Annotated in this window: 20 protein-coding genes; 13 read left to right on the plus strand and 7 right to left on the minus strand. The window is 59.4% G+C overall.

Translation table 11 applies throughout. The annotated features are described in order from the left end of the window. Positions 1–228: 228 nt before the first annotated feature. The 4 genes from BMZ35_RS09715 to BMZ35_RS20890 form a co-directional block, all read right to left on the minus strand. A complete protein-coding gene (locus BMZ35_RS09715) occupies positions 229–1,086 on the minus strand; it encodes a hypothetical protein (RefSeq protein WP_165610043.1) in 858 nt (285 codons plus the stop codon). A 13-nt stretch (positions 1,087–1,099) separates the two neighbouring features. After that, positions 1,100–1,705: a 3-isopropylmalate dehydratase small subunit gene (gene leuD, locus BMZ35_RS09720; protein WP_093093443.1), complete on the minus strand. Its 606-nt coding sequence runs from the start codon at positions 1,703–1,705 to the stop codon at positions 1,100–1,102. Between the two features lie 12 nt (positions 1,706–1,717). After that, the gene (gene leuC, locus BMZ35_RS09725) at positions 1,718–3,124 is read right to left on the minus strand and encodes a 3-isopropylmalate dehydratase large subunit (RefSeq protein ID WP_093093446.1); all 1,407 of its coding nucleotides are present in this window, start codon (positions 3,122–3,124) and stop codon (positions 1,718–1,720) included. 74 nt (positions 3,125–3,198) lie between these two features. Further along, on the minus strand, positions 3,199–3,375 hold the full coding sequence (locus BMZ35_RS20890; RefSeq protein WP_165610040.1) for a hypothetical protein: 177 nt from the start codon (positions 3,373–3,375) through the stop codon (positions 3,199–3,201). Between BMZ35_RS20890 and BMZ35_RS09730 the strand changes: the two genes are divergently transcribed. The 3 genes from BMZ35_RS09730 to rlmH all read left to right on the plus strand — a co-directional run bounded on the left by BMZ35_RS09730 (position 3,374) and on the right by rlmH (position 6,022). After that, complete coding sequence (locus BMZ35_RS09730; RefSeq protein ID WP_423227752.1) at positions 3,374–4,807, plus strand: mechanosensitive ion channel family protein; 1,434 nt, start codon at positions 3,374–3,376, stop codon at positions 4,805–4,807. The two genes, BMZ35_RS20890 and BMZ35_RS09730, sit on opposite strands and share 2 nt — an antisense overlap. Positions 4,808–5,152: 345 nt before the next feature. Beyond that, on the plus strand, positions 5,153–5,506 hold the full coding sequence (gene rsfS / locus BMZ35_RS09735; RefSeq protein WP_093093882.1) for a ribosome silencing factor: 354 nt from the start codon (positions 5,153–5,155) through the stop codon (positions 5,504–5,506). Between the two features lie 45 nt (positions 5,507–5,551). After that, entirely contained in the window at positions 5,552–6,022 is a 471-nt protein-coding gene (gene rlmH, locus BMZ35_RS09740; RefSeq protein WP_093093884.1) for a 23S rRNA (pseudouridine(1915)-N(3))-methyltransferase RlmH, read from the plus strand. Between the two features lie 152 nt (positions 6,023–6,174). Here the strand turns inward: rlmH and BMZ35_RS09745 are convergent, their stop codons facing one another. Further along, complete coding sequence (locus BMZ35_RS09745; RefSeq protein WP_093093448.1) at positions 6,175–6,870, minus strand: DUF599 domain-containing protein; 696 nt, start codon at positions 6,868–6,870, stop codon at positions 6,175–6,177. A gap of 84 nt (positions 6,871–6,954) precedes the next feature. Between BMZ35_RS09745 and BMZ35_RS09750 the strand changes: the two genes are divergently transcribed. From BMZ35_RS09750 to BMZ35_RS09780, 7 genes are all read left to right on the plus strand, one after another. Next, positions 6,955–8,394 (plus strand): FAD-linked oxidase C-terminal domain-containing protein, encoded by a 1,440-nt coding sequence (locus BMZ35_RS09750; RefSeq protein ID WP_093093450.1) that lies wholly within the window; start codon positions 6,955–6,957, stop codon positions 8,392–8,394. 44 nt (positions 8,395–8,438) lie between these two features. Further along, on the plus strand, positions 8,439–9,560 hold the full coding sequence (glcE, locus tag BMZ35_RS09755; RefSeq protein ID WP_093093452.1) for a glycolate oxidase subunit GlcE: 1,122 nt from the start codon (positions 8,439–8,441) through the stop codon (positions 9,558–9,560). A gap of 5 nt (positions 9,561–9,565) precedes the next feature. Then, a complete protein-coding gene (glcF, locus tag BMZ35_RS09760) occupies positions 9,566–10,888 on the plus strand; it encodes a glycolate oxidase subunit GlcF (RefSeq protein ID WP_093093454.1) in 1,323 nt (440 codons plus the stop codon). A 93-nt stretch (positions 10,889–10,981) separates the two neighbouring features. Further along, positions 10,982–11,785, plus strand: a complete 804-nt coding sequence (locus BMZ35_RS09765; protein WP_093093456.1) for a trypsin-like serine peptidase — start codon at positions 10,982–10,984, stop codon at positions 11,783–11,785. Between the two features lie 120 nt (positions 11,786–11,905). Further along, on the plus strand, positions 11,906–12,379 hold the full coding sequence (locus BMZ35_RS09770; RefSeq protein WP_093093458.1) for an Hsp20 family protein: 474 nt from the start codon (positions 11,906–11,908) through the stop codon (positions 12,377–12,379). A 114-nt stretch (positions 12,380–12,493) separates the two neighbouring features. Beyond that, on the plus strand, positions 12,494–13,705 hold the full coding sequence (locus tag BMZ35_RS09775; protein WP_093093460.1) for an MFS transporter: 1,212 nt from the start codon (positions 12,494–12,496) through the stop codon (positions 13,703–13,705). A 120-nt stretch (positions 13,706–13,825) separates the two neighbouring features. Then, positions 13,826–14,188, plus strand: coding sequence for a globin domain-containing protein (locus tag BMZ35_RS09780; protein ID WP_165610044.1), 363 nt, complete (start codon positions 13,826–13,828; stop codon positions 14,186–14,188). On the opposite strand, the gene BMZ35_RS09785 is transcribed toward BMZ35_RS09780, so the two are convergent. Further along, complete coding sequence (locus tag BMZ35_RS09785) at positions 14,185–15,663, minus strand: NAD-dependent succinate-semialdehyde dehydrogenase (RefSeq protein WP_093093463.1); 1,479 nt, start codon at positions 15,661–15,663, stop codon at positions 14,185–14,187. The two genes, BMZ35_RS09780 and BMZ35_RS09785, sit on opposite strands and share 4 nt — an antisense overlap. Before the next feature lie 106 nt (positions 15,664–15,769). On the opposite strand from BMZ35_RS09785, the gene BMZ35_RS09790 reads away from it, so the two are divergent. Beyond that, entirely contained in the window at positions 15,770–16,552 is a 783-nt protein-coding gene (locus tag BMZ35_RS09790; protein WP_093093465.1) for an alpha/beta hydrolase, read from the plus strand. Here BMZ35_RS09790 and BMZ35_RS09795 read toward each other — a convergent pair. Next, positions 16,549–17,523: a P1 family peptidase gene (locus BMZ35_RS09795; protein ID WP_093093467.1), complete on the minus strand. Its 975-nt coding sequence runs from the start codon at positions 17,521–17,523 to the stop codon at positions 16,549–16,551. The two genes, BMZ35_RS09790 and BMZ35_RS09795, sit on opposite strands and share 4 nt — an antisense overlap. 232 nt (positions 17,524–17,755) lie before the next feature. Here BMZ35_RS09795 and BMZ35_RS09800 point away from each other — a divergent pair, with 232 nt between their 5' ends. Beyond that, the gene (locus BMZ35_RS09800) at positions 17,756–18,832 is read left to right on the plus strand and encodes a coiled-coil domain-containing protein (protein ID WP_093093469.1); all 1,077 of its coding nucleotides are present in this window, start codon (positions 17,756–17,758) and stop codon (positions 18,830–18,832) included. 15 nt (positions 18,833–18,847) lie between these two features. Next, a complete protein-coding gene (locus BMZ35_RS09805) occupies positions 18,848–19,972 on the plus strand; it encodes a hypothetical protein (RefSeq protein WP_093093471.1) in 1,125 nt (374 codons plus the stop codon). The last annotated feature ends 41 nt before the right edge of the window (positions 19,973–20,013 follow it).

A 20,013-nucleotide genomic window follows, 5' to 3' on the forward strand; every position in this document is an offset into this window, starting at 1 on the left:
TGCGCGAATGCATCAATTCGGAACGAAAAAATTCAGCAAAGCCAAGGCACTACAAGATGTGGTGTCCTCCTTGGGGCGGGGCACCATTGCCGACAGGCTATTGCGTGCGCTTAAACTCAATTGAGGCAGGGCAAAAGAATGCGCCCTATTTCTGCCACATTTTGGGCCCGAGGCCGCGATCCGCCACATTTGAGGACGCCGGTTTGCACCGCGCGACGGCCCGTGTCCCTACGCTGTGTCGGCGCTATGTTCGGCCGTGGGCCCATGCGCGTCCATGTCAAACCCGATTGTCTCTGCAAACCGGGCCATGAAAGACCCGGCCATTGGTCTGACCTGCTTGTGGTGTCTGCGAATTCGCGAGGTGTAGATATGAACGGCCATGGTTTGATCGTTCAGCCAGGGCTCCACCCCGCCATGCGGATTGAAATAGACATCGGCCAATGACCACGGCAGCGGGTTCAGGATCTGGTAGGGCAGCACATGCCCGTCTTCACCGTGTTTGGGCAACATATGTGTCAGCGCTTTTGGCCCGACGACATTGGGGGCAAGACGGCAGGCTTCGTACAGCGCCCGCTCCGGCCCTGCCTTGCGCGCCTTGCCCTTGAAACGGTGAAACAACCAGTCGGGCACAAAGGAGGGATCGTCAAAACGGGTTATCAGTTCGTTGAGCGTGGGTGAACTGTCCGGCAGCATCAGAACCGCGCCATTGATCCAGCCACCATGTTCATACCCCACAAGGTAGCCGTCCCGGGGCACAAAAGGGCGCACGCACAGGACGTCGGTATCGGCCCAGATCATCCGGGCCTTGCGGATCATGTGCAGACGAAAGAAATCCGAAAACACCGCCGGGCTAACATGAGTCAACAGCGTCTCCGGATAGTCCCAAAGCTCCCGTGCCGGAACAAGCGAAAGTCCGGGGAGTTTGGGGTCCTGAATCGTGTCGGTATGAAAAAGCGTCACCGGGTGGCCCGCATGCAGCAATGACTGCAGGGACATCCTGGCAATCCAGTTCAGCTCCGGCCCCACCCAGACCGTACCAACCGGGAGCAAATCATGGCTTTGCATATCAGCTTTGCTCCCGGTCATGTCTTTTAAAGGATCAGGCCCAGGGGCGCTCGATCTTGGCCTTGGCTTCAAAGGCGTCGATGGATGCGGCCTTCTCCATGGTCAGGCCGATATCGTCCAGCCCGTTGAGCAGGCAATGCTTCTTGAACGGGTCCACGTCGAACGGGATCACCTCGCCGTCCGAGGTGGTGATTTCCTGTGCTTCCAGATCAACGGTCATGCGGGCGTTTTCGCCCTTTTCCGCGTCTTTCATCAGGATATCGACCTGCTCTTGCGGCAGCACGATCGGCAGGATGCCGTTCTTGAACGAGTTGTTGAAGAAGATATCCGCAAACGAGGTCGACACGATGCACTTGATGCCGAAATCGGCAATCGCCCAAGGGGCGTGTTCGCGGCTCGATCCGCAGCCAAAGTTGTCGCCCACGATCAGGATCTCGGCATTGCGATACTGCGGCTTGTTCAGCACGAAATCAGGAATCTCGGTGCCATCACGGTTAAACCGCATCTCGTCAAACAGGTTCGCACCAAACCCGGTGCGCTGGATCGACTTCAGGAACACCTTGGGGATGATCATGTCAGTGTCGATGTTCACCAGCGGCATAGGCGCCGCGATGCCGTGCAGTTTTTCAAACTTTTCCATGTCACAGGTTCCTTAAATCAATTCGCGCACGTCGGTGAGCTTGCCGGTCAGCGCAGCCGCTGCGGCCATTGCCGGGGACACGAGGTGCGTGCGGCCCTTGTAGCCCTGACGCCCTTCAAAGTTCCGGTTCGAGGTCGAGGCGCAGCGTTCATTCTCGCTGAGCTGGTCGGGGTTCATCGCCAGACACATCGAGCATCCTGCCAGACGCCATTCGAAACCGGCGTCCTTGAAGATATCCGCCAGACCTTCTTCCTCGGCCTGTGCGCGGACAAGGCCCGAACCGGGCACGATCATGGCGCGGATGCCATCCTTGATTTTCTTGCCCTTGACCACTTCGGCCACTGCACGCATGTCCTCGATCCGCCCGTTGGTGCAGGACCCGATGAACACGGTGTCGATCTCGATCTCGTTGAGCTTCTGACCCGGAGTGAGGCCCATGTACTCGATCGAGCGGCGCGCCGCTTCGATCTTGCCGCCGGTAAAGTCCTCGGGGTTCGGCACCACGCCGGTGATCGGCAGAACGTCCTCGGGGCTGGTACCCCATGTGACGACCGGCTCGATGTCTTCGGCGGCGATGGTCACGACCTTGTCAAAATGCGCGCCTTCATCCGTGTAGAGCGTTTTCCAGTATTCCAGAGCCTGTTCGAACGCCGCGCCCTTGGGGCTGTGCGGACGGCCCTTGACGTATTCGAACGTGGTCTCGTCCGGTGCGATCAGACCGGCGCGCGCTCCACCTTCGATGGCCATGTTGCAAACGGTCATGCGGCCTTCCATGCTGAGGTCGCGGATCGCTTCACCGCAATACTCGATCACATAGCCGGTGCCGCCAGCGGTCCCGGTTTTACCGATCACGGCCAGCGTGATGTCCTTGGCGGTCACGCCCGGCTTCAGCTTGCCGGTGATCTCGACCTTCATGTTCTTGGACTTTTTCTGGATCAGAGTCTGGGTGGCCAGAACGTGCTCCACTTCCGACGTGCCGATCCCGTGGGCCAGCGCGCCGAAAGCGCCGTGGGTGGCCGTATGCGAGTCGCCGCACACCACGGTCATGCCGGGCAGGGTCCAGCCCTGTTCCGGGCCAACAATGTGCACGATGCCCTGACGCACGTCAGACACCGGATAATAATGCACACCAAACTCCTTGGCGTTCTTGTCCAGCGCCTCAACCTGAATGCGGCTTTCCTCGGTCATCTGGCTGGGATCTTCCCGGCCCGCGGTGGTCGGAACGTTGTGATCCGGCACGGCAATGGTCTTTTCCGGGGCGCGCACCTTGCGGCCCGCCATGCGCAGCCCTTCAAAGGCCTGCGGGCTGGTCACTTCGTGAACAAGGTGACGGTCGATATAAAGCAGGCAGGTGCCGTCCTCGGCCTCGTGGGCAACATGGGCATCCCAGATCTTGTCATAGAGTGTTTTGGGGGACATCGGTCCTCTCCATTTCTTTTACATTGGCTGATATGGCTTCGCAGGTATGGCACGCGAAAAGGCGCGCCGCGCACTCATAGAGCGGCGATGACGGATTTCGACTGACCAAAAAAGCGCCAGGGCAAAAAGGCGCGGTCGTCAATGTCATAGATGCGTTTCATGGCCCCGCCATACACCGCCTGCGAGATTCCTTCAAGCGCGGCTTGCAGCGTTGCAAGATCATTGCCCAGCCCGCCCAAGCCGTGCAACATGGGCTCAATGGAAGAAGAAATCGCAACCGGCACCGAAACCACCACAGCCGACGCACAGGCGGATGCGCTCAACCGCACCGCCGGGGCCGCGCGCGAGGTTGATACGCCGGCCCCCGACACTGAAACCACGCAGATCGTGCTGGGTATCTGGGACCAGGTGAGAGGTTTTCTCGAAGACCTGCTACGCCCATGGAATGCCTATCAGGTGGCCATCGCGCTCGGCCTCGTCGCGCTTTCCTTCCTGATTGCCCGCACCCTGCAGCCCCGGCTCTATGACTGGCTCAAGACCCGCGAAGGCTGGGCCAAGTGGCGCTACCGATACGCGATGATGATCTATCGGCGCTTGCCGCTGGTGGTGTTCGTTGCGATCACCTGGCTCACGGTGCTGGTCATGCGCGAACTGACATGGCCAAGCCGCTCTTACCTGTTGGCGGTGCTGGCCAATCTCGGCACGGCCTGGCTTGTCGTGGTGCTGGTCGTGCGTCTTGTTCAAAACTCCGCCTTGCGCAGCTTTCTACGCTACGGCGCTTGGGCGTGGATCACGATTGTCATCCTTGGCCTCTCGCAAGAGGCGATGCAACTCATGGACAGCATCGCCATCGAAATAGGTGATTCCCGCCTCACACTCTGGATGGTGATCCAGGCGGCGCTGATCCTCGGGCTGACCTTCGCGCTGGTGCGATTCCTGTCCCGCCAGACCGCCAGCCGAATCCGCTCCAACGAAGACATTTCGCCCTCGATGCAAGTGCTCTTCGTCAAGTTTCTGCAGGTGCTACTGTACGGCGCAGCCTTCTTCATTGGGCTGCGCACCATCGGGTTCGATTTGCGCGGGCTGGCGTTTCTCTCGGGTGCGATTGGTGTCGGCATCGGTTTCGGCCTGCAAAAGGTGGTGTCGAACCTTGTCTCGGGCGTCATCATCCTTTTGGACAAGTCGATCAAACCCGGCGACGTGATCTCTCTGGGGGAAACCTTCGGCTGGATCAACTCGCTGTCGGCCCGCTACGTGAGCGTGGTGACCCGGGACGGCAAGGAGTTCCTGATTCCGAACGAAGACCTGATCACCGGGCAGGTGGTGAACTGGTCCCATTCCGACACCTATGTGCGGCTCGATATCTACTTCGGGACCGCCTATGACGATGACCCTCACGCGGTGCGCAAGATCGCCATCGAAGCTGCCAAAGGGGTCGACCGGGTGCTGAGTTTTCCCAAGACGCCGGTTTGCCACATCGTCGGCTTTGGTGACAGCAGCGTGGATTACATCCTGCGTTTCTGGATCGAGGATCCGACCGGCGGGCTGACCAATATCCGCGGTAACGTCTATCTCGCCCTTTGGGATGCGTTTCAGGAAAACGGCATCTCCATTCCCTTCCCGCAGCGCGAAGTGCGGATGCTTGGGGAGGAAAACTCCACTGGCCCGGAATCAAGCCCGTAGGGCGCCGGGCCAACGGCGGACCGGCCCCATGTGGGCCGCCGTATTCTCAAGGGGTCCGTGCCTCTCAAATCACGCTTGTATTCCGCAAGAAAAAACACTGCCGATCCAGCGTCGCAACGGCGTCCTCCGGTCCGCCGCTGGCCCGTCTTGTGATCCATTTCGCGGCAAACCCTGCGCCTTTTGGCAACAATCGGCTCGCAGCCTCTTGCCTTTCATTGAGAAGTGCTATTGACGGTGCTATCTTGAAAATACGCCCGGCACCGGGGCATTGCGGTGCGTTGCAAGGAGGGCAGGAATCTGTCTCTGAATACGGATGTGGCAAATGCTGCTGAAGAAGGCGCGGCCATGACGACCGCCCAGTCCGATACGACAAGCGAGCAACTGCTTGCGCGTATCCTTACCTCTCTCGAAGAAGACAAGGCCGAAGACATCGTGCAGATTGATCTGCGCGGCAAGTCGTCGATCGGGGACTATATGGTGGTCTGCTCCGGGCGTTCGTCCCGTCAGGTGGCCGCGATCTCCGAAAAGCTGGTTGAACGGCTCAAGGCCGAGTTTGGCCGTGGGGCCAAGGTCGAAGGCAAGGAAACTGGCGACTGGGTGTTGATCGACACCGGCGACGTGATCGTGCATGTCTTCCGTCCCGAAGTGCGCGAGTTCTACCAGCTCGAAAAGATGTGGCTTCCGGCAGGCACCGCCTGATCGGCTGACATCAAGGCGCAACCGCGCGCGGGAGAGAGTATGGCACTGAAGGTGCATATCTGCGCCGTTGGTCGGCTGCGGTCCGGCCCCGAGCGCGAGTTGCTTGACGATTACCTCACACGATTTGACCGGACCGGCCGGGCGCTGGGCCTTGGCCCCGTTGCCGTGCACGAGGTCGAAGACCGCAAGGGCGGTGGGATGTCTGCCGAGGCAGGTCTCCTCTCGGGGGTGATCCCACGCGGCGCGGTGATCTGTGCGCTGGATGAGCGGGGCAAGCTGATGTCCTCGCCCGATTTTGCCAACATGCTGGCAGGCTGGCGTGACGAAGGGCGCGGGGATTTGGCCTTTGTCATCGGTGGTGCGGATGGCATTGATCCCGCCTTGCGGGCTCAGGCCGATGCCAAGCTCAGTTTTGGTAAGATGGTTTGGCCACACATGCTCGCCCGCGTGATGCTGGGCGAGCAGCTCTACCGCGCGGCCTCGATTCTTGCCGGCGCACCCTATCACCGCGTCTGACCAATTTCGGTTATCCCGAGGTTAAGGACTGTTCTGTCACGATCGCGATTTCCCTGAATGCCGTATGACCCACCGACGCAATACCGACAGAATACCGACGTGATACCGACACGCGATTCGGTGGGGTCAGCCGCTATTAACCATTGCGTTTCTCAGTCGACTTCCCGCAGCAGGGCTTCGCGTGATTGCGACGCAAATTCCCGTCGCCAGAGGACGAAAACCGTGATCGCCGTCCCGGCCATCAGGGCCATCGCGCCAAACAACCACGCCGAAGCCGCCAGCCCGAAATAGACCGAGCGCATCGCCCGGTTGAAGCTGCGCGAGGCGGTGATGTTGATTTCGGCAGCAATGTTGGCACGTGGTAACGCATTGGGATCGCTTGCATTATTCGGGACGGATGACATCACGACCGAGCAGTATCCAAAAAGCCGGTGCGCCCAGACGAACTTGAGAAACGCGTTGGCGACAAAGATCAGCATGACCACGATCTTAAATTCCAGCAGGATCGGCTGTGCCTGCAGCGTGAAATCCCGCGCCACGCCGGCAAGCTGATCAGCATTGCCAATCAGAGCCAGCCCGCCGCCAATTGCGATCATCGTCGCCGAGGCGAAAAAAGCCGTTCCCTGTCGCAAGTTACCCAGAATCTGCGCATCAAAAACCCGCGGGTTCCGATCCAGAAACGCAGCCATCCACTCGCGCCTGTAATGCTCCATCAACCGCGAAACCGAGGGGCGGCGCGTTGGGGGATTTTCAATGAAATACCCTATACTGGTCCAAGCCACGAAAAGCATCGCAAAAGCAACGATATCCAGCGTGGAAAAAAGCGCAAAACGTTCGGTCCAGGTCATGCCCGAACCCTAGCGCGACATATTGGGACTTGCCAGCATGTAAAATTGGTTATAAAAACTTACCAATTAAAGCGAGGTAAGCTTATGGACATGCCAGCCCCCAACCCGGCCATCCTGTCGCGCAAGGCCCAGATCGTGGCCCGCCTGCGCAGCGTTCTTCCGGCCGATGCGGTGATCGACGACCCGGTCGAAACGCGTGCCTATGAATGTGATGCGCTCACCGCCTACCGCTGCCCACCGCTGGCCGCCGTCTTGCCAGCCAGTACCGAAGAGGTGTCGGCGGTTTTGAGAGTCTGTCACGAGGAAGGCGTGCCCGTGGTGCCCCGGGGCGCCGGAACATCGCTTGCCGGGGGCGCCATGCCGACCGAGGACGCGATTATCCTCGGGGTGGCCAGAATGAACGAAGTCCTTGAAACGGATTACGAAAATCGCTTCATCCGGGTCCAAACCGGGCGCACGAATATGAGCGTATCCGGCGCGGTCGAGGAAGAAGATTTCTTCTACGCCCCCGACCCTTCGAGCCAGCTTGCCTGCGCCATCGCGGGCAATATCGCGATGAATTCGGGCGGCGCACATTGCCTCAAATACGGTGTTACCACGAACAACCTTCTGGGCGTGAAAATGGTCATGATGGATGGCGAAGTTGTCGAGATCGGCGGCGCACATCTGGACGCGGCCGGACTTGATCTTCTGGGCTTGATTTGCGGTTCCGAAGGCCAGTTGGGGGTCGTGACCGAAGCCACCCTGCGAATTCTGCGCAAGCCCGAAGGTGCGCGCCCGGTGCTCATGGGGTTTGATAGCAATGAGGTCGCAGGTCACTGCGTCAGCGACATCATCAAGGCCGGTATCCTGCCTGTCGCCATCGAGTTCATGGACCGCCCCTGCATCCGCGCCACCGAGGCCTTTGCCGGGGCAGGCTATCCTGATTGCGAAGCACTTCTGATTGTCGAGGTCGAAGGCAGCGAAGAAGAGATCGAAGCGCAGCTTGAGCGCATCATCGCCATCGCCCGCACCCATAACCCCGTCGAACTGCGTGAAAGCGGGTCGGCTGAGGAAAGCGCAAAAATCTGGCTTGGCCGCAAGTCGGCCTTTGGCGCAATGGGACAAATCAATGATTACATGTGCTTGGACGGAACAATCCCGGTGAGCCAACTTCCCCTGGTGCTGCGCCGGATCGGTGAGATGTCCAAGGATTTCGGTTTGGATGTCGGCAACGTCTTCCACGCCGGGGACGGCAACATGCACCCGCTGATCCTGTTTGATGCCAACAAGCCGGGCGACCTTGAGAAATGCGAGGCCTTTGGGGCCGAGATTCTGAAACTCTGCGTCGAGGTGGGCGGTTGCCTCACCGGAGAACACGGCGTCGGGATCGAAAAGCGTGATCTTATGGTGACGCAATACGAGCCCGGCGATCTGGAAATCCAGATGGCGGTAAAGGACGTGTTTGACCCGAAATGGCTGCTGAACCCAGCCAAGGTCTTTCCCCTTGCCGCCAGCGACGCGCGCCGGATTGCCGCCGAATAACATCGCGCCAACTTCCCAAGAATTTCAGGACCAGTGAGATCAAGATGAAACCAAATAACGAGACCGAGCTGGCCGAAATGGTGGCAGCGGCCAAGGGGCCTTTGCAGATCATCGGGGGTGGGACGCGCGATATCGGTGCGCCGGTCGACGGCGATAGGCTGAGCGCAGCGGGCCTCTCTGGCGTGTCCTTGTATGAACCCGGCGCGCTGACGCTTGTTGCTGGCGCTGGTACACCTCTGGAAGAGATCGAAACCGTTTTAGCGGGTGAAAATCAGCGCCTTGCCTTTGAGCCGATGGATCATCGCGTCCTTCTAGGCACCGATGGAACGCCGACGATTGGCGGCGTGGTGGCTGCCAATGTTTCTGGCCCCCGCCGCATTCAGGTCGGAGCCTGTCGCGACTCGGCGCTTGGTGTGCGTTTTGTCGACGGCACCGGGCAAATTCTCAAGAATGGTGGCCGGGTCATGAAAAACGTCACCGGCTATGATCTCGTGAAGCTGATGGCCGGGTCATGGGGCACGTTGGGTGTGCTCAGCGAGGTGTCGCTCAAGGTGCAGGCCATCCCGGAAGCTGAGGCAACACTTGTCGGGCGCGGTTTGTCAGCGCGAGACGCGATTGCGGCGCTATCCGCTGCACTTGGCTCGCCGTTTGATGTCTCTGGCGCGGCCTTCCTGACGGACGGGGGCGAAGCCTATGTGCGCGTTGAAGGTCTGGCCGATTCCGTGAACTATCGGATCAAGCGGATGCAGGCCGAGATGTGCGCCGGGTGGGAAGTTCTCGAAGGTGAAAAGAGCGCCGAAATGTGGCGCAACATCCGCGATGTGAGTCCGCTCTCCGGTTCGCACGACGCGATTTGGCGGTTGTCGGTCAAACCCACTGACGCCCCCGAAATTCTGCAGGAATTGGGTGATCCCAAGGCCGTATGTGATTGGGGCGGTGGGTTGATCTGGCTGGCCATGAGCGAAGGCGGCGATGGTGGGGCGGCGCGCGTGCGCGCGGTAGTAGCCCGCTTGGGCGGGCACGCCACCTTGGTGCGCGGCAGCGACGCGTTGCGCCGGAACGTGGACGTTTTCCAACCCGAAGCCGCACCCTTGGCGGCAATTTCCAAAGGCTTGCGCGCCCGGTTCGATCCGCGCGGCATCCTTAATCCGGGACTTATGGGGTAAGCCAGATGCAGACGACCTTTACCGAAGACCAGCTCAGGGATCCCGGCATCCAGCGCGCCAACGAAATCCTGCGCGCCTGTGTGCATTGCGGGTTTTGCACGGCCACCTGCCCCACCTACCAGGTGCTGGGGGACGAGTTGGACAGCCCGCGCGGGCGGATCTACCAGATCAAGGATATGCTCGAAAACGAGCGTGATCCTGACCCGAAGACGGTGATGCATATCGACCGCTGCCTGTCCTGTCTGGCCTGTATGACGACATGCCCCTCAGGTGTGCATTACATGCATCTCGTGGACCATGCGCGCGAGTATATCGAAGGTAAATACAAACGTCCGTTCATGGACCGGATGCTGCGCTGGACGCTGGCGCGTATTCTGCCCTATCCAACACGATTTCGTCTGGCCCTTCTAGGGGCCAAGATCGGGCGGCCCTTTGCCTTTCTGATGCCGGATGCGCGGCTCAAGGCGATGCTGGAAATGGCGCCGAAGCACATTCCCCCCGTGAGCCGGAATGATGATCCACAAAGCTTTGCGCCAGAGCAGCCCCGCAAGAAACGGGTCGCGCTGATGACGGGCTGTGCGCAAAAGGCGCTGAACACGGATATCAACGACGCCACGATCCGGCTTCTGACGCGGCAGGGCTGTGAAGTTGTGGTGGCCGAGGGGGCCGGGTGCTGTGGGGCGCTGACGCATCACATGGGCAAGACCGAAGAAAGCCACGCGACCGCGGCCAAGAACATCCGGGCCTGGTGCCGCGAGATGGACGGCGAGGGACTGGATGCCATTGTAATCAACACCAGCGGCTGTGGTACCACGGTCAAGGATTACGGCTTTATGTTCCGCAACGAGGCGCTGGCCGAAGATGCCAAACGGGTCAGCGACCTCGCCATGGATGTCTCGGAACTCCTGATGACGCTGGACATGCCCGAAGGCGAGGACAAGGAAACCGTCGTGGCCTATCACGCCGCTTGTTCCCTGCAGCATGGCCAGCAGATAAAGACCTATCCCAAGGACTTGCTGAAGCGCGCCGGGTACACGGTGGTCGAGCCGGCTGACAGCCATCTCTGCTGCGGGTCGGCGGGGACGTATAACCTCATGCAGCCTGAGATCTCCAAACAGCTCAAGGCCCGAAAGGTGCGCACGCTGGAGGCCAAGAACCCCGACATCATCGCGGCCGGCAATATTGGTTGCATGATGCAGATCGGCGGGGGAACGGACGTGCCGATCGTGCATACGGTCGAACTTCTGGACTGGGCCACAGGCGGCCCGCAACCCCCGGCGCTGACAGCCGAAGGCAAGCGGGTGCCGGAGATACCGATCTTGCGGTAACCGGACCGGGGCCAAAGCAGGCCACGCTGCTGCCCCATTTCCGCCCAGTCCGGGTGCTAGGTGCTTGGGAAAGAGCCTACCGGAGGACGCGCTTTGGCCCGCATTCTGACCTTCATTGTCACGCTGTTTCTGGCAAATATTGCCTGGGCACAGGACACTTCCCTGCGCAGCCTGAACACGGGCGAGGACAGCAAGGGGTGGGGGGGCGTCGGGCGGCTGGAAATTGGTGGTCGGGGTTTTTGCACCGGCGCTCTGATTGCTCCGGACCTTGTGCTGACTGCCGCGCATTGCCTGTATGATCGCTCTACGGGCAAGCGTATTGATACAGAACAGATCGAGTTTCGAGCCGGCTGGCGCAACGGACGCGCCGAAGCCTATCGCAGCGTGCGTCGGGCCGTGGTTCATCCGGAATACAACTTTGTCCGCGCAGGCGGGGCCAAACGTGTCGTCAACGATCTCGCTGTGTTGAAACTCCACCACCCGATCCGCAACACGACGATCAAGCCCTTCGAGACGGCCGGGCGTATTCGCAAGGGCACCAAGATCGGCGTGGTGTCCTATGCCGTGGGGCGCGAAGAAGCCCCCTCGTTTCAGGAAATGTGCCGTGTTTTGGGACGTCAGCAAGGGGTCTACGTCATGTCCTGCAACGTCGATTTTGGCAGCAGCGGCGCGCCGGTCTTTGCCTTTGAGAATGGCGAAACCCGTATTGCTTCGGTGGTCTCGGCCAAGGCGGAAATGGACGGCACCAAGGTGTCGCTTGGCATGGGCCTTGATGGTCCTCTTGAGCTGTTGATGGCCGAGCTGAACAGTGCCTCAGGCCCCAAGGTGCGCCGCATGTCAGTGCAAGAGGGGCGCCAGAGCACCGGCGCTAAATTCGTGCGTGCCAACGGGGGTTGAAACCCCAAATTTGCTTCCCAAATCATGTGGTATCGGAGCGCCGATGATCGGGTTCCGCTGAACTGGCCTGTCCGAAAAGGAAGGCTGACAACTGGTATCGCTCATGATGGAGGATAACCCATGCGCAGTTTTGATTTTGCACCGCTTTACCGTTCGACCGTTGGCTTTGACCAACTTGCCAACATGATGGACCGTGTTCTGTCCAACGAAGTCGGGCAGTCGAGCTACCCCCCCTATAACATCGAAAAAACCGCCGAAGATGCGTATCGCATCTCGATTGCGGTGGCCGGTTTTGCCGCCGAAGACCTGAGCATCGAGGTCAAGGAAAACGCGCTTGTCGTAACCGCGCGCAAAGCCGAAGATGTCGAGGAAAAAACCTATCTGCATCGCGGCATCGCCACCCGCGCATTCGAGCGCCGCTTCCACCTTGCCGATCATGTCCGCGTGACCGGGGCAAGCCATGTCGATGGCATGCTGCACATTGATCTGGAGCGCGAGATTCCCGAAGCGCTCAAGCCGCGTCGGATCGAGATCGCGCGCGGCGATGCCGCCCAGATCGAAAAGGACGTGGTTGACGCCAAAGCCGTCAACTAAGCGGACCAACATCACACGCATCGGCGCGCCGGACCTCCGGCGCGCCTTTTGTTTGCGGGGTTGTTGTCTTGCCCGTGATCCGCCAATCTCCGACTGTATTTCCTGAACAAGGCAATGACTGTCGTGAACCTCGCCGCCCTCAAGTCCGCGAATTTCCGCACCTACGTATCGGGCAGCATCTTTGGCCTGCTTGCCATCTGGATGCAGCGTGTGACGGTGGGGTGGATCGCGTGGGATTTGACCGGATCGTCAAGCTTTGTAGGTCTCATCGCCTTCGTGCAATTCGCCCCGGCCATTGTCCTGTCCCCGCTCTTCGGAGTCTGGGTCGACCGCGTCGATGTCAAGCGCGCGACGTTCCTGATCCAGTTGGTGAACTTCGGCGTGATGTTTGCTTTCTATATTTTCTTTGCCGTTGGATGGCTGGCCCCGGTGACGATGATCGCGCTGACGTTGATCTCTGGCATTGCGCTGGCGGCCAATCACCCGATGCGTATGTCCTTGGCCCCGCGTCTCGTGCGGCGAGAGCTGGTCGGGTCCGTAGTTGCCATTGTCGCGATCAATTTCAACGTCGCGCGGACTTTGGGGCCAGCTATCGGCGGGGTCATGATCGGAACAATTGGCGTAGCCGCCACGCTTCTGGTTCAGGCGCTTCTGTTTCTTCCTTTTCTTGTCGCGCTGCTGCGGCTTGAGGTTCGTCCACGCCGGGACACGGCAACTGACCCCGGTTCTTTTTTCGAAGCGCTGCGACAGGGCCTTGCCCATGTGTGGCGCACGCCAGTGATCTGGCGCGCCATGGTGATTGGTGGTGCGCTGGCCACGATTGCGCGTGGAGCGCTGGAGATTCTGCCTCCGCTGGCGGATGGTGTGTTCCAGAGAGGTCCAGAGGGTCTCGGAGTTTTGTTGACGGCGACGGGGATGGGCGCTGTTGTCGGAGGGTTTTTTAAAGCGGCATTGCCGCCGCAAGCGCCGGGTCGTATTCCAAACATCACGATCAGCGCAATAGTTGTCGGATTGTTGATGGTTTCGGCTCTGGGCGCGGCTCCGGGTTGGATGCTTGCACTGACGGTCGCTGCTGCAATCGCTTTTGTCACCACTTTGTCTGCAATTTCAATGCAGACGGCCATCCAGATGGAACTGGAGGACGACATGCGCGGCAGGGTCATGAGCCTTTGGGCGGTTGTTGTCGCGGGTGGCTCGGCAATCGGGGCTTGGGCTCTGGGGGTGCTGGCCGACCTGATCGGCTTTCAGGAAACACTGTTTTGGGCGGGTATTTTGTCAGCTGCCGGATTGACTTTGTACCTGGTTATCTCTCGCCGTCGTGGCTAGGAAACCGGGCCGTCAGGGGGATGTTAACGTTCTTGTCCTAGGGTGCATCTATTGTGACTGCGAATTTGGAATGCGATGCCCCCGGAACAAATCACCATTGTTCAAAAAAGTTTTCAGAAGGTGTTTCTGCAGAAGGCCGAAATCGCCAATGCCTTTTACGAGCATTTGTTCGCTTCGATGCCATCTGCGCGCGGCATGTTCCAAAACGACATGCAGCAGCAAAAGGAGATGTTTGCGACGATGTTGGTGATGACCGTGCGCCTTCTCAATCGTCAGGACGAGTTGGCCGAAGTCGCAAAACGGCTTGTACTGGTGCATGGCCGTTTTGGTGTTACGAAAGATCAGTTTTTGCTTGCGGGCGATGCGGTTGTGCGGGCGTTGCGTGATGTTCTGGCCGAAGAGTTCACACCCGAAGTGGATGCGGCTTGGCAGCAGGCCACGCAGGAGCTGGTGTCCCGCGTGGCCGTGATGTTGCCGGATTAGACAGACATGCAGATGTACTTCATTTCCAGGTAGTCTTCGATGCCATGATGGCTGCCTTCGCGGCCGAGCCCCGATTGCTTAACGCCGCCAAATGGAGCGACCTCGGTTGAGATGATGCCTGTGTTCACGCCGACGATGCCGTATTCCAACGCCTCGGCCACCTTGTAAACGCGGCTGAGATCCTTGGCGTAGAAGTACGAGGCCAGCCCGAAGATCGTGTCATTCGCCATTGCGATGACCTCGTCTTCGTCCTCGAACTTGAAGAGCGGTGCCAGCGGCCCGAAGGTCTCGTCCGTGGCAAAGGCCATATCAGTGGTTGCGCCGGTGACGATCGTAGGCTGGAAGAATGTTCCGCCCAGTTCCGAGGGGTTGCCGCCAAGGATGACTTCCGCGCCTTTCGCCGTAGCATCAGCGATATGCTCCTGCACCTTCACAACCGCCTCGGCATTAATGAGTGGCCCAAAGATCGTGCCTTCATCAAGCCCGTCGCCGACTTTCATCGCGGCGACGCGCGCCTTGAGCTTTTCGGCAAAGGCGTCATAGACCCCGGCCTGCACATAGATGCGGTTGGCACAGACGCATGTCTGACCGTTGTTGCGGAACTTGCACAGGATTGCGCCTTCGACAGCCGCGTCCAGATCGGCGTCGTCAAACACGATGAAAGGTGCGTTGCCGCCCAGCTCCATCGAGCACTTCATCACGCTGTCTGCCGCCTGACGCAGCAGAATGCGACCGACCTCGGTGGACCCGGTGAAAGTCAGCTTGCGCACGGCGTCGTTCTCGCAGAACTCCTTGCCGATCTCGCTTGAGCGCGACGATGGAACGATATTCAGAACGCCAGCGGGAATGCCCGCGCGTTCGGCCAGAACGCCGAGCACGATTGCCGAGAGAGGCGTCTCGGCTGCAGGCCGCGCCACAAAGGAGCAGCCGGCTGCAAGGGCGGGTCCCGCCTTGCGGGTGATCATGGCATTGGGGAAGTTCCATGGCGTGATTGACGCTGCCACACCAATAGGCTGCTTGATCACCGTAATGCGCTTGTCACGCTGATGGCCGGGAATGGTTTCGCCATAGATACGTTTGGCCTCTTCGGCAAAAAACTCGATGAACGACGCGCCATAGGCAATCTCACCGACGGCCTCGGCCAGCGGCTTGCCCATTTCAGCGGTCAGGATGATGCCAAGGTCCTGCTGGTTTTCCATCATCAGGTCGAACCATTTGCGCAGGACAGCCGCCCGCTCTTTGCCAGTCCACTTGGCCCAGTCCTTCTGAGCGGTTTCGGCCTGCGCAATCGCGCCTGCGACCTGTGCGCGGCTGACGTCGGCAACTTGCGCAACAACGTCCCCGCGCGCCGGGTTGGTGACATCGAAGGTTGCGCCTCCCTCTCCATCAACCCATTTGCCACCGATATAGGCGCGCGTTTCCAGCAGGCTGGGATCGTTAAGAAGGGATTTGAGATTAGTCACGGTATCAAGCATTCTGACCTCCCGAAGTGAGCTTTGGTCTTGGCAGATCATTTTTGATCAAATTTGTCCAGTCAAGACTGATAACGTAAATAGACAACATGCCAAGGATAATCGGTCAATGAATCTTGACGACGACTATGCGAACGCGGCCTACATCGCGAACGCGGACGCGTTCCCGTCCATGTGGGAAAAGAAGGCCAAAGCCTTTCGAGCGGAAACCGACGCGCGCGAAGCGTTGCCGTATGGCGCTGGCACGCGGCACAAATTTGACCTGGTTTTGCCGTCTGGAGTACCGTTAGGCCTGTTCGTATTTGTGCATGGCGGTTACTGGCTGCGGTTTGATCGCAGCTACTGGACGCACCTTGCCAGAGGCGCCGTCGACCGTGGTTGGGCAGTAGCCATGCCCTCGTATAGTTTGGCGCCGCAGGCACGGATTTCGGAAATCACACAGCAAGTCGCGCGGGCGATTGACGTGGCCGCAGGCGAGGTGGACGGTCCAATCGTTCTAGCGGGACATTCCGCGGGCGGGCATTTGGTGGCGCGCATGGCCTGTCCCGGCGTCTTGGCCGACACTGTCGCAGAGCGCTTGCAGCATGTCGTGCCCATTTCGCCCTTAGCGGATTTGCGCCCGCTGATGCAGACCTCGATGAATGCCGATCTCAAACTTGACGATGCCGAATGCATTGCGGAAAGCCCGTCCTTGCTAAAGCCACACGCGGATGTCCCGGTAACGGTCTGGGTGGGCGCGCGGGAACGCCCCGCGTTTCTGGACCAGGCGCGCTGGTTGTCCGAAGCATGGGGGTGTGATCGTTTTGTTGCAGGCGAAAAACACCACTTTGACGTGATCGACGTGTTGGAGAATCCCAACAGCGCCTTTTGCCGAATGCTGTTCCCGAACTAGAGCCTATGGAAACAAGGCAAGGTGTCTCCTTCCTGAGGCGTAGCATGATAGACGCCCCGTGCAATCGCGCGCGCGAGGCAGGTTGCGGCGGCATGCCCGAGCCAGAGACTATCGGCAATTGGATCGTCGAGCGGTTTGACATCCGTCGACAGCGCAAAAATCAGGTCGCCGTCCATTGGAGTATGTGCGGGCACCAAGGCGCGGGCCATGCCGTCGTGGGCAGCGGTAGCCATGCGAGTACACTGTGCTTGCGTTAGAACCGCGTCGGTGGCGACGATTGCTATAGTTGTGTTGTGGGCGCCGAGTTTTGTGTTTGGCAAGGCATCCGGCGCTTTGGAAATGCAACCGTGGCCGCCGAACTCAGCTCCGAGTTCCCAAGGCGCTGCCCAGAAGCGGGTGCCATCCGGTGATGCATCGCCAAGGGCGTTGACAGCAACCAAAGCGCCGACAGTGTGACCGGAAGGCAAAACCATTGAAGCCGAGCCGAGGCCCCCTTTATGAGAGGCAAGAGTTGCCCCGGTTCCGGCGCCCACTGTCCCAAGGTCAAACTGCTCACCCGCGTTTTCAAGTGCCGAAACGCCAAGCGCGCGATAGGGGTTTTCTGGCCAGTCCTTGTCGCCCCCATTCAGAAGATCGAACAGGATCGCTCCCGGGACAATCGGCACAACCTGTGGTCCCGCAGCAAAACCACGCCCTTGGGCGCGCAGTGTGTCCACGACGCCAGATGCAGCATCAAGCCCAAAGGCCGACCCCCCCGACAGCACAAGCGCGTCAACTTGCTGAACGGTCTTGTCAGGAGCCAACAGATCGGTTTCCCGGGTTCCCGGTGCGCCGCCCATGACACTCACCCCGCAGGTGAACGGCGCATCAGCCAAAAGAACTGTGCTTCCGGTCTTGATCTTGTCATTTTGGGCATTGCCAACTCTGAGCCCCTCGACATCGGTGATGAGGTTGCGCGGTCCAGCTTGCATGGGAGTGCCTTTCTTTTGTCCGAGCGGGAGCTTATCGCGCTGAGTTTTGGGGACAAGCGGCACAGACACAAGGTGGCGGTGTCTAACCATGCGTCCAAGATGTCGGTTTTCCTGTACTTTCTTTTGTCCTGCGCATTTGCAACACTCAACGCAAATCGCAGGGAGGGAGGATGTAAAAAACCGTAACATTCCCCATATCTGACCCAACCAATTGATATATAGGGAGTGTTTTATGGCTGATTTTGATGCCCAGGTCCGCGAATCTCAGGAACAGGTCGCTGCAGCGCAGGCGAAAATTGCCGAATTGACCAGCCGGATCGAAACCGCAAGGGCCAAGATGAAATCTGGCGATGACATTGCGATCGACATTGAAAATGCCACGCTCGACGACGTTCATGCTCATACCGAGGTCATGAACGCCAATATCGCCGAGCTGATCATGGGGCTGGACGATGTGACTTCGGCGTTTTCCAAGGACTTCGACGAGATGCGCGACAAAACTGGCTGGGAAAGTTTTGTAGGCATTTTCAGCCGCGCCAAATCGGAATCGATGCGCCAGGACCGGATTCGGACGGCCAACATCGACGACAAGCTGCAGGACCTGATCGCCAAGTCGGACGTGATTACATCCCTTCTTGAAAACCAGTTGGGTGTTCTGAACGAGCAAAAAACCAAGGTCGAAACAAACCTGACAGAAACGCTGGACGAGCGGGAAGCGACAGTCGGGGCGTTGGAGCAGGTCAAGGCCGAGATCGTGGCCATGGACCCCAAGATCATTGAGCTTGAGAACAAGATTGCGGTTGAACAGGACGCTGCTGCGCGCACCCAGTTGGAAAGCGAACTGGCGGCGTTGAACAACAAGTACAATGAGCTGGTGCAAGACGAGCAGGTCAAGCTGGCCAAGTCGCAGACTCTGGAACGCTACATAGAGAAGGGCAAAACCTGGATCGACTCGCTGCAGAACCAGGCTGCGACGCAGATGGTGCTGATCAACAAGTTGCAGACGGACACCAAGCAGCGCGTGGTTCTGTATGATGCGCTGACCAAGTCGCTGAAAACGGCTCAGCAGCAGGACGTGGCGCACCGGATCAACGAGATCGGCGTAGAGACCGACAAGGAGGCGCAGGCATCGATGGCCGCCATTGGCACGGCGACGAACCAGCGCATGGCCGACATGATGGAGGCCCACGAAGAGCATATGGTTTATGCGCGCGATGTTCTGGAAGCCAAAGCCAAAGCGGATGAGCGCTTTGCACGCCGGTTCCAGAAGATTGTCGAGAAGCACGATAAGAACCTTTATGGCGCCTGACGGAAACCTGTCCTCATGACCCAAACGGAGTCTTCTGCCGATCACAAGGCGCTGATGGATACCCATGCGTCGCGCAGGTATTTCCAGAAGTTCGAGCGGATTACCCAGCACCTCACTCAGGTGGCCGCCGCGCGGGCTGCCGAGGGGGAGCTGAGTGATCTCGATGTGGCCGTGATCACGCGATACCTGACCGCGATCAGCTATACGTTTCGTGCTTTGAGCATGAAGTATCTGCTGGTTGGGCGGGACACCGGCAAGTTCTTTGGCTCTCTTTCGATGGATGCGGTTGAAAGCGGCTTCCCGGTGTTCAATGAGTTGCTGGTGATGGCCAATGATGCGCAGCAGGCGCAAACCCATCTCCGCAACATGCCATCAAGCGAAGACCTCAAAGATCAGATGCTGCGAGTGATCATTGGCGAGCGCGAGATACCGACCAAGCTGCAGTTCGCAATGTCTCAGAGGCTCTACTATGAGGAATTGCTTAAGGGAGAACTGTTCTGGGCGCAGAACCATCCGCAGGTCGAGTGGGTCGAAAACCTTGAGGACCGGCGCCGGTTCCTTGTGCATTGGGCGGTCTATGATAGCCAGGTGAACCTACCGACGATCTATCTTTTGGAAATCGAGGATAGCGGGCGCACTGCACTGCCCAAGGACGAACGGCGGTGGCCCGAAGTGCAAGCGCATCTGATGGCGCAATCGCTGGGCGGTTTAAAGCTTGTGACCATCGCCAAGGGGTTTGACGAGAGCTTTGACGATCTGCACCCCAAAAGACTGCGGCGCTATCATGTTGGGCCGATGTATTCGTCGGCCTACACGCGCCAGACCGGGCCGATCCGGGATGTCCTGGAACAGGCGCGCGCGCCGGAGGGGGATGACTGGGCGCTGGCGTGGACTGTGGAAGAACTGTTGTCGGAGCGTGTCAAGGAAGAGCGCGCCGGCTGGTTTTCGACCGTGGAGCGCGAGGTGTTTGCACTTGATCCGTTTTCGGGGCGGGGTGTGGACACCGGGGCGACCCGCATGGAGCGCGCGATCATCCTGCCGCAACGCCCATTTCAGGCGTTGGAGGAGTTGTCACCACCCGGGTTTGCTTCCGTGCGCAAATACGTGGTGAGCCCGCAGGGGCGGGTGTTGAGCTATTGAATGGCCCGCGGGCGGGCCATGCCTGCGGCTTGAGTATTTTT

The sequence above is a fragment of the Shimia aestuarii genome (assembly GCF_900114635.1).
Classification (GTDB): domain Bacteria; phylum Pseudomonadota; class Alphaproteobacteria; order Rhodobacterales; family Rhodobacteraceae; genus Shimia; species Shimia aestuarii.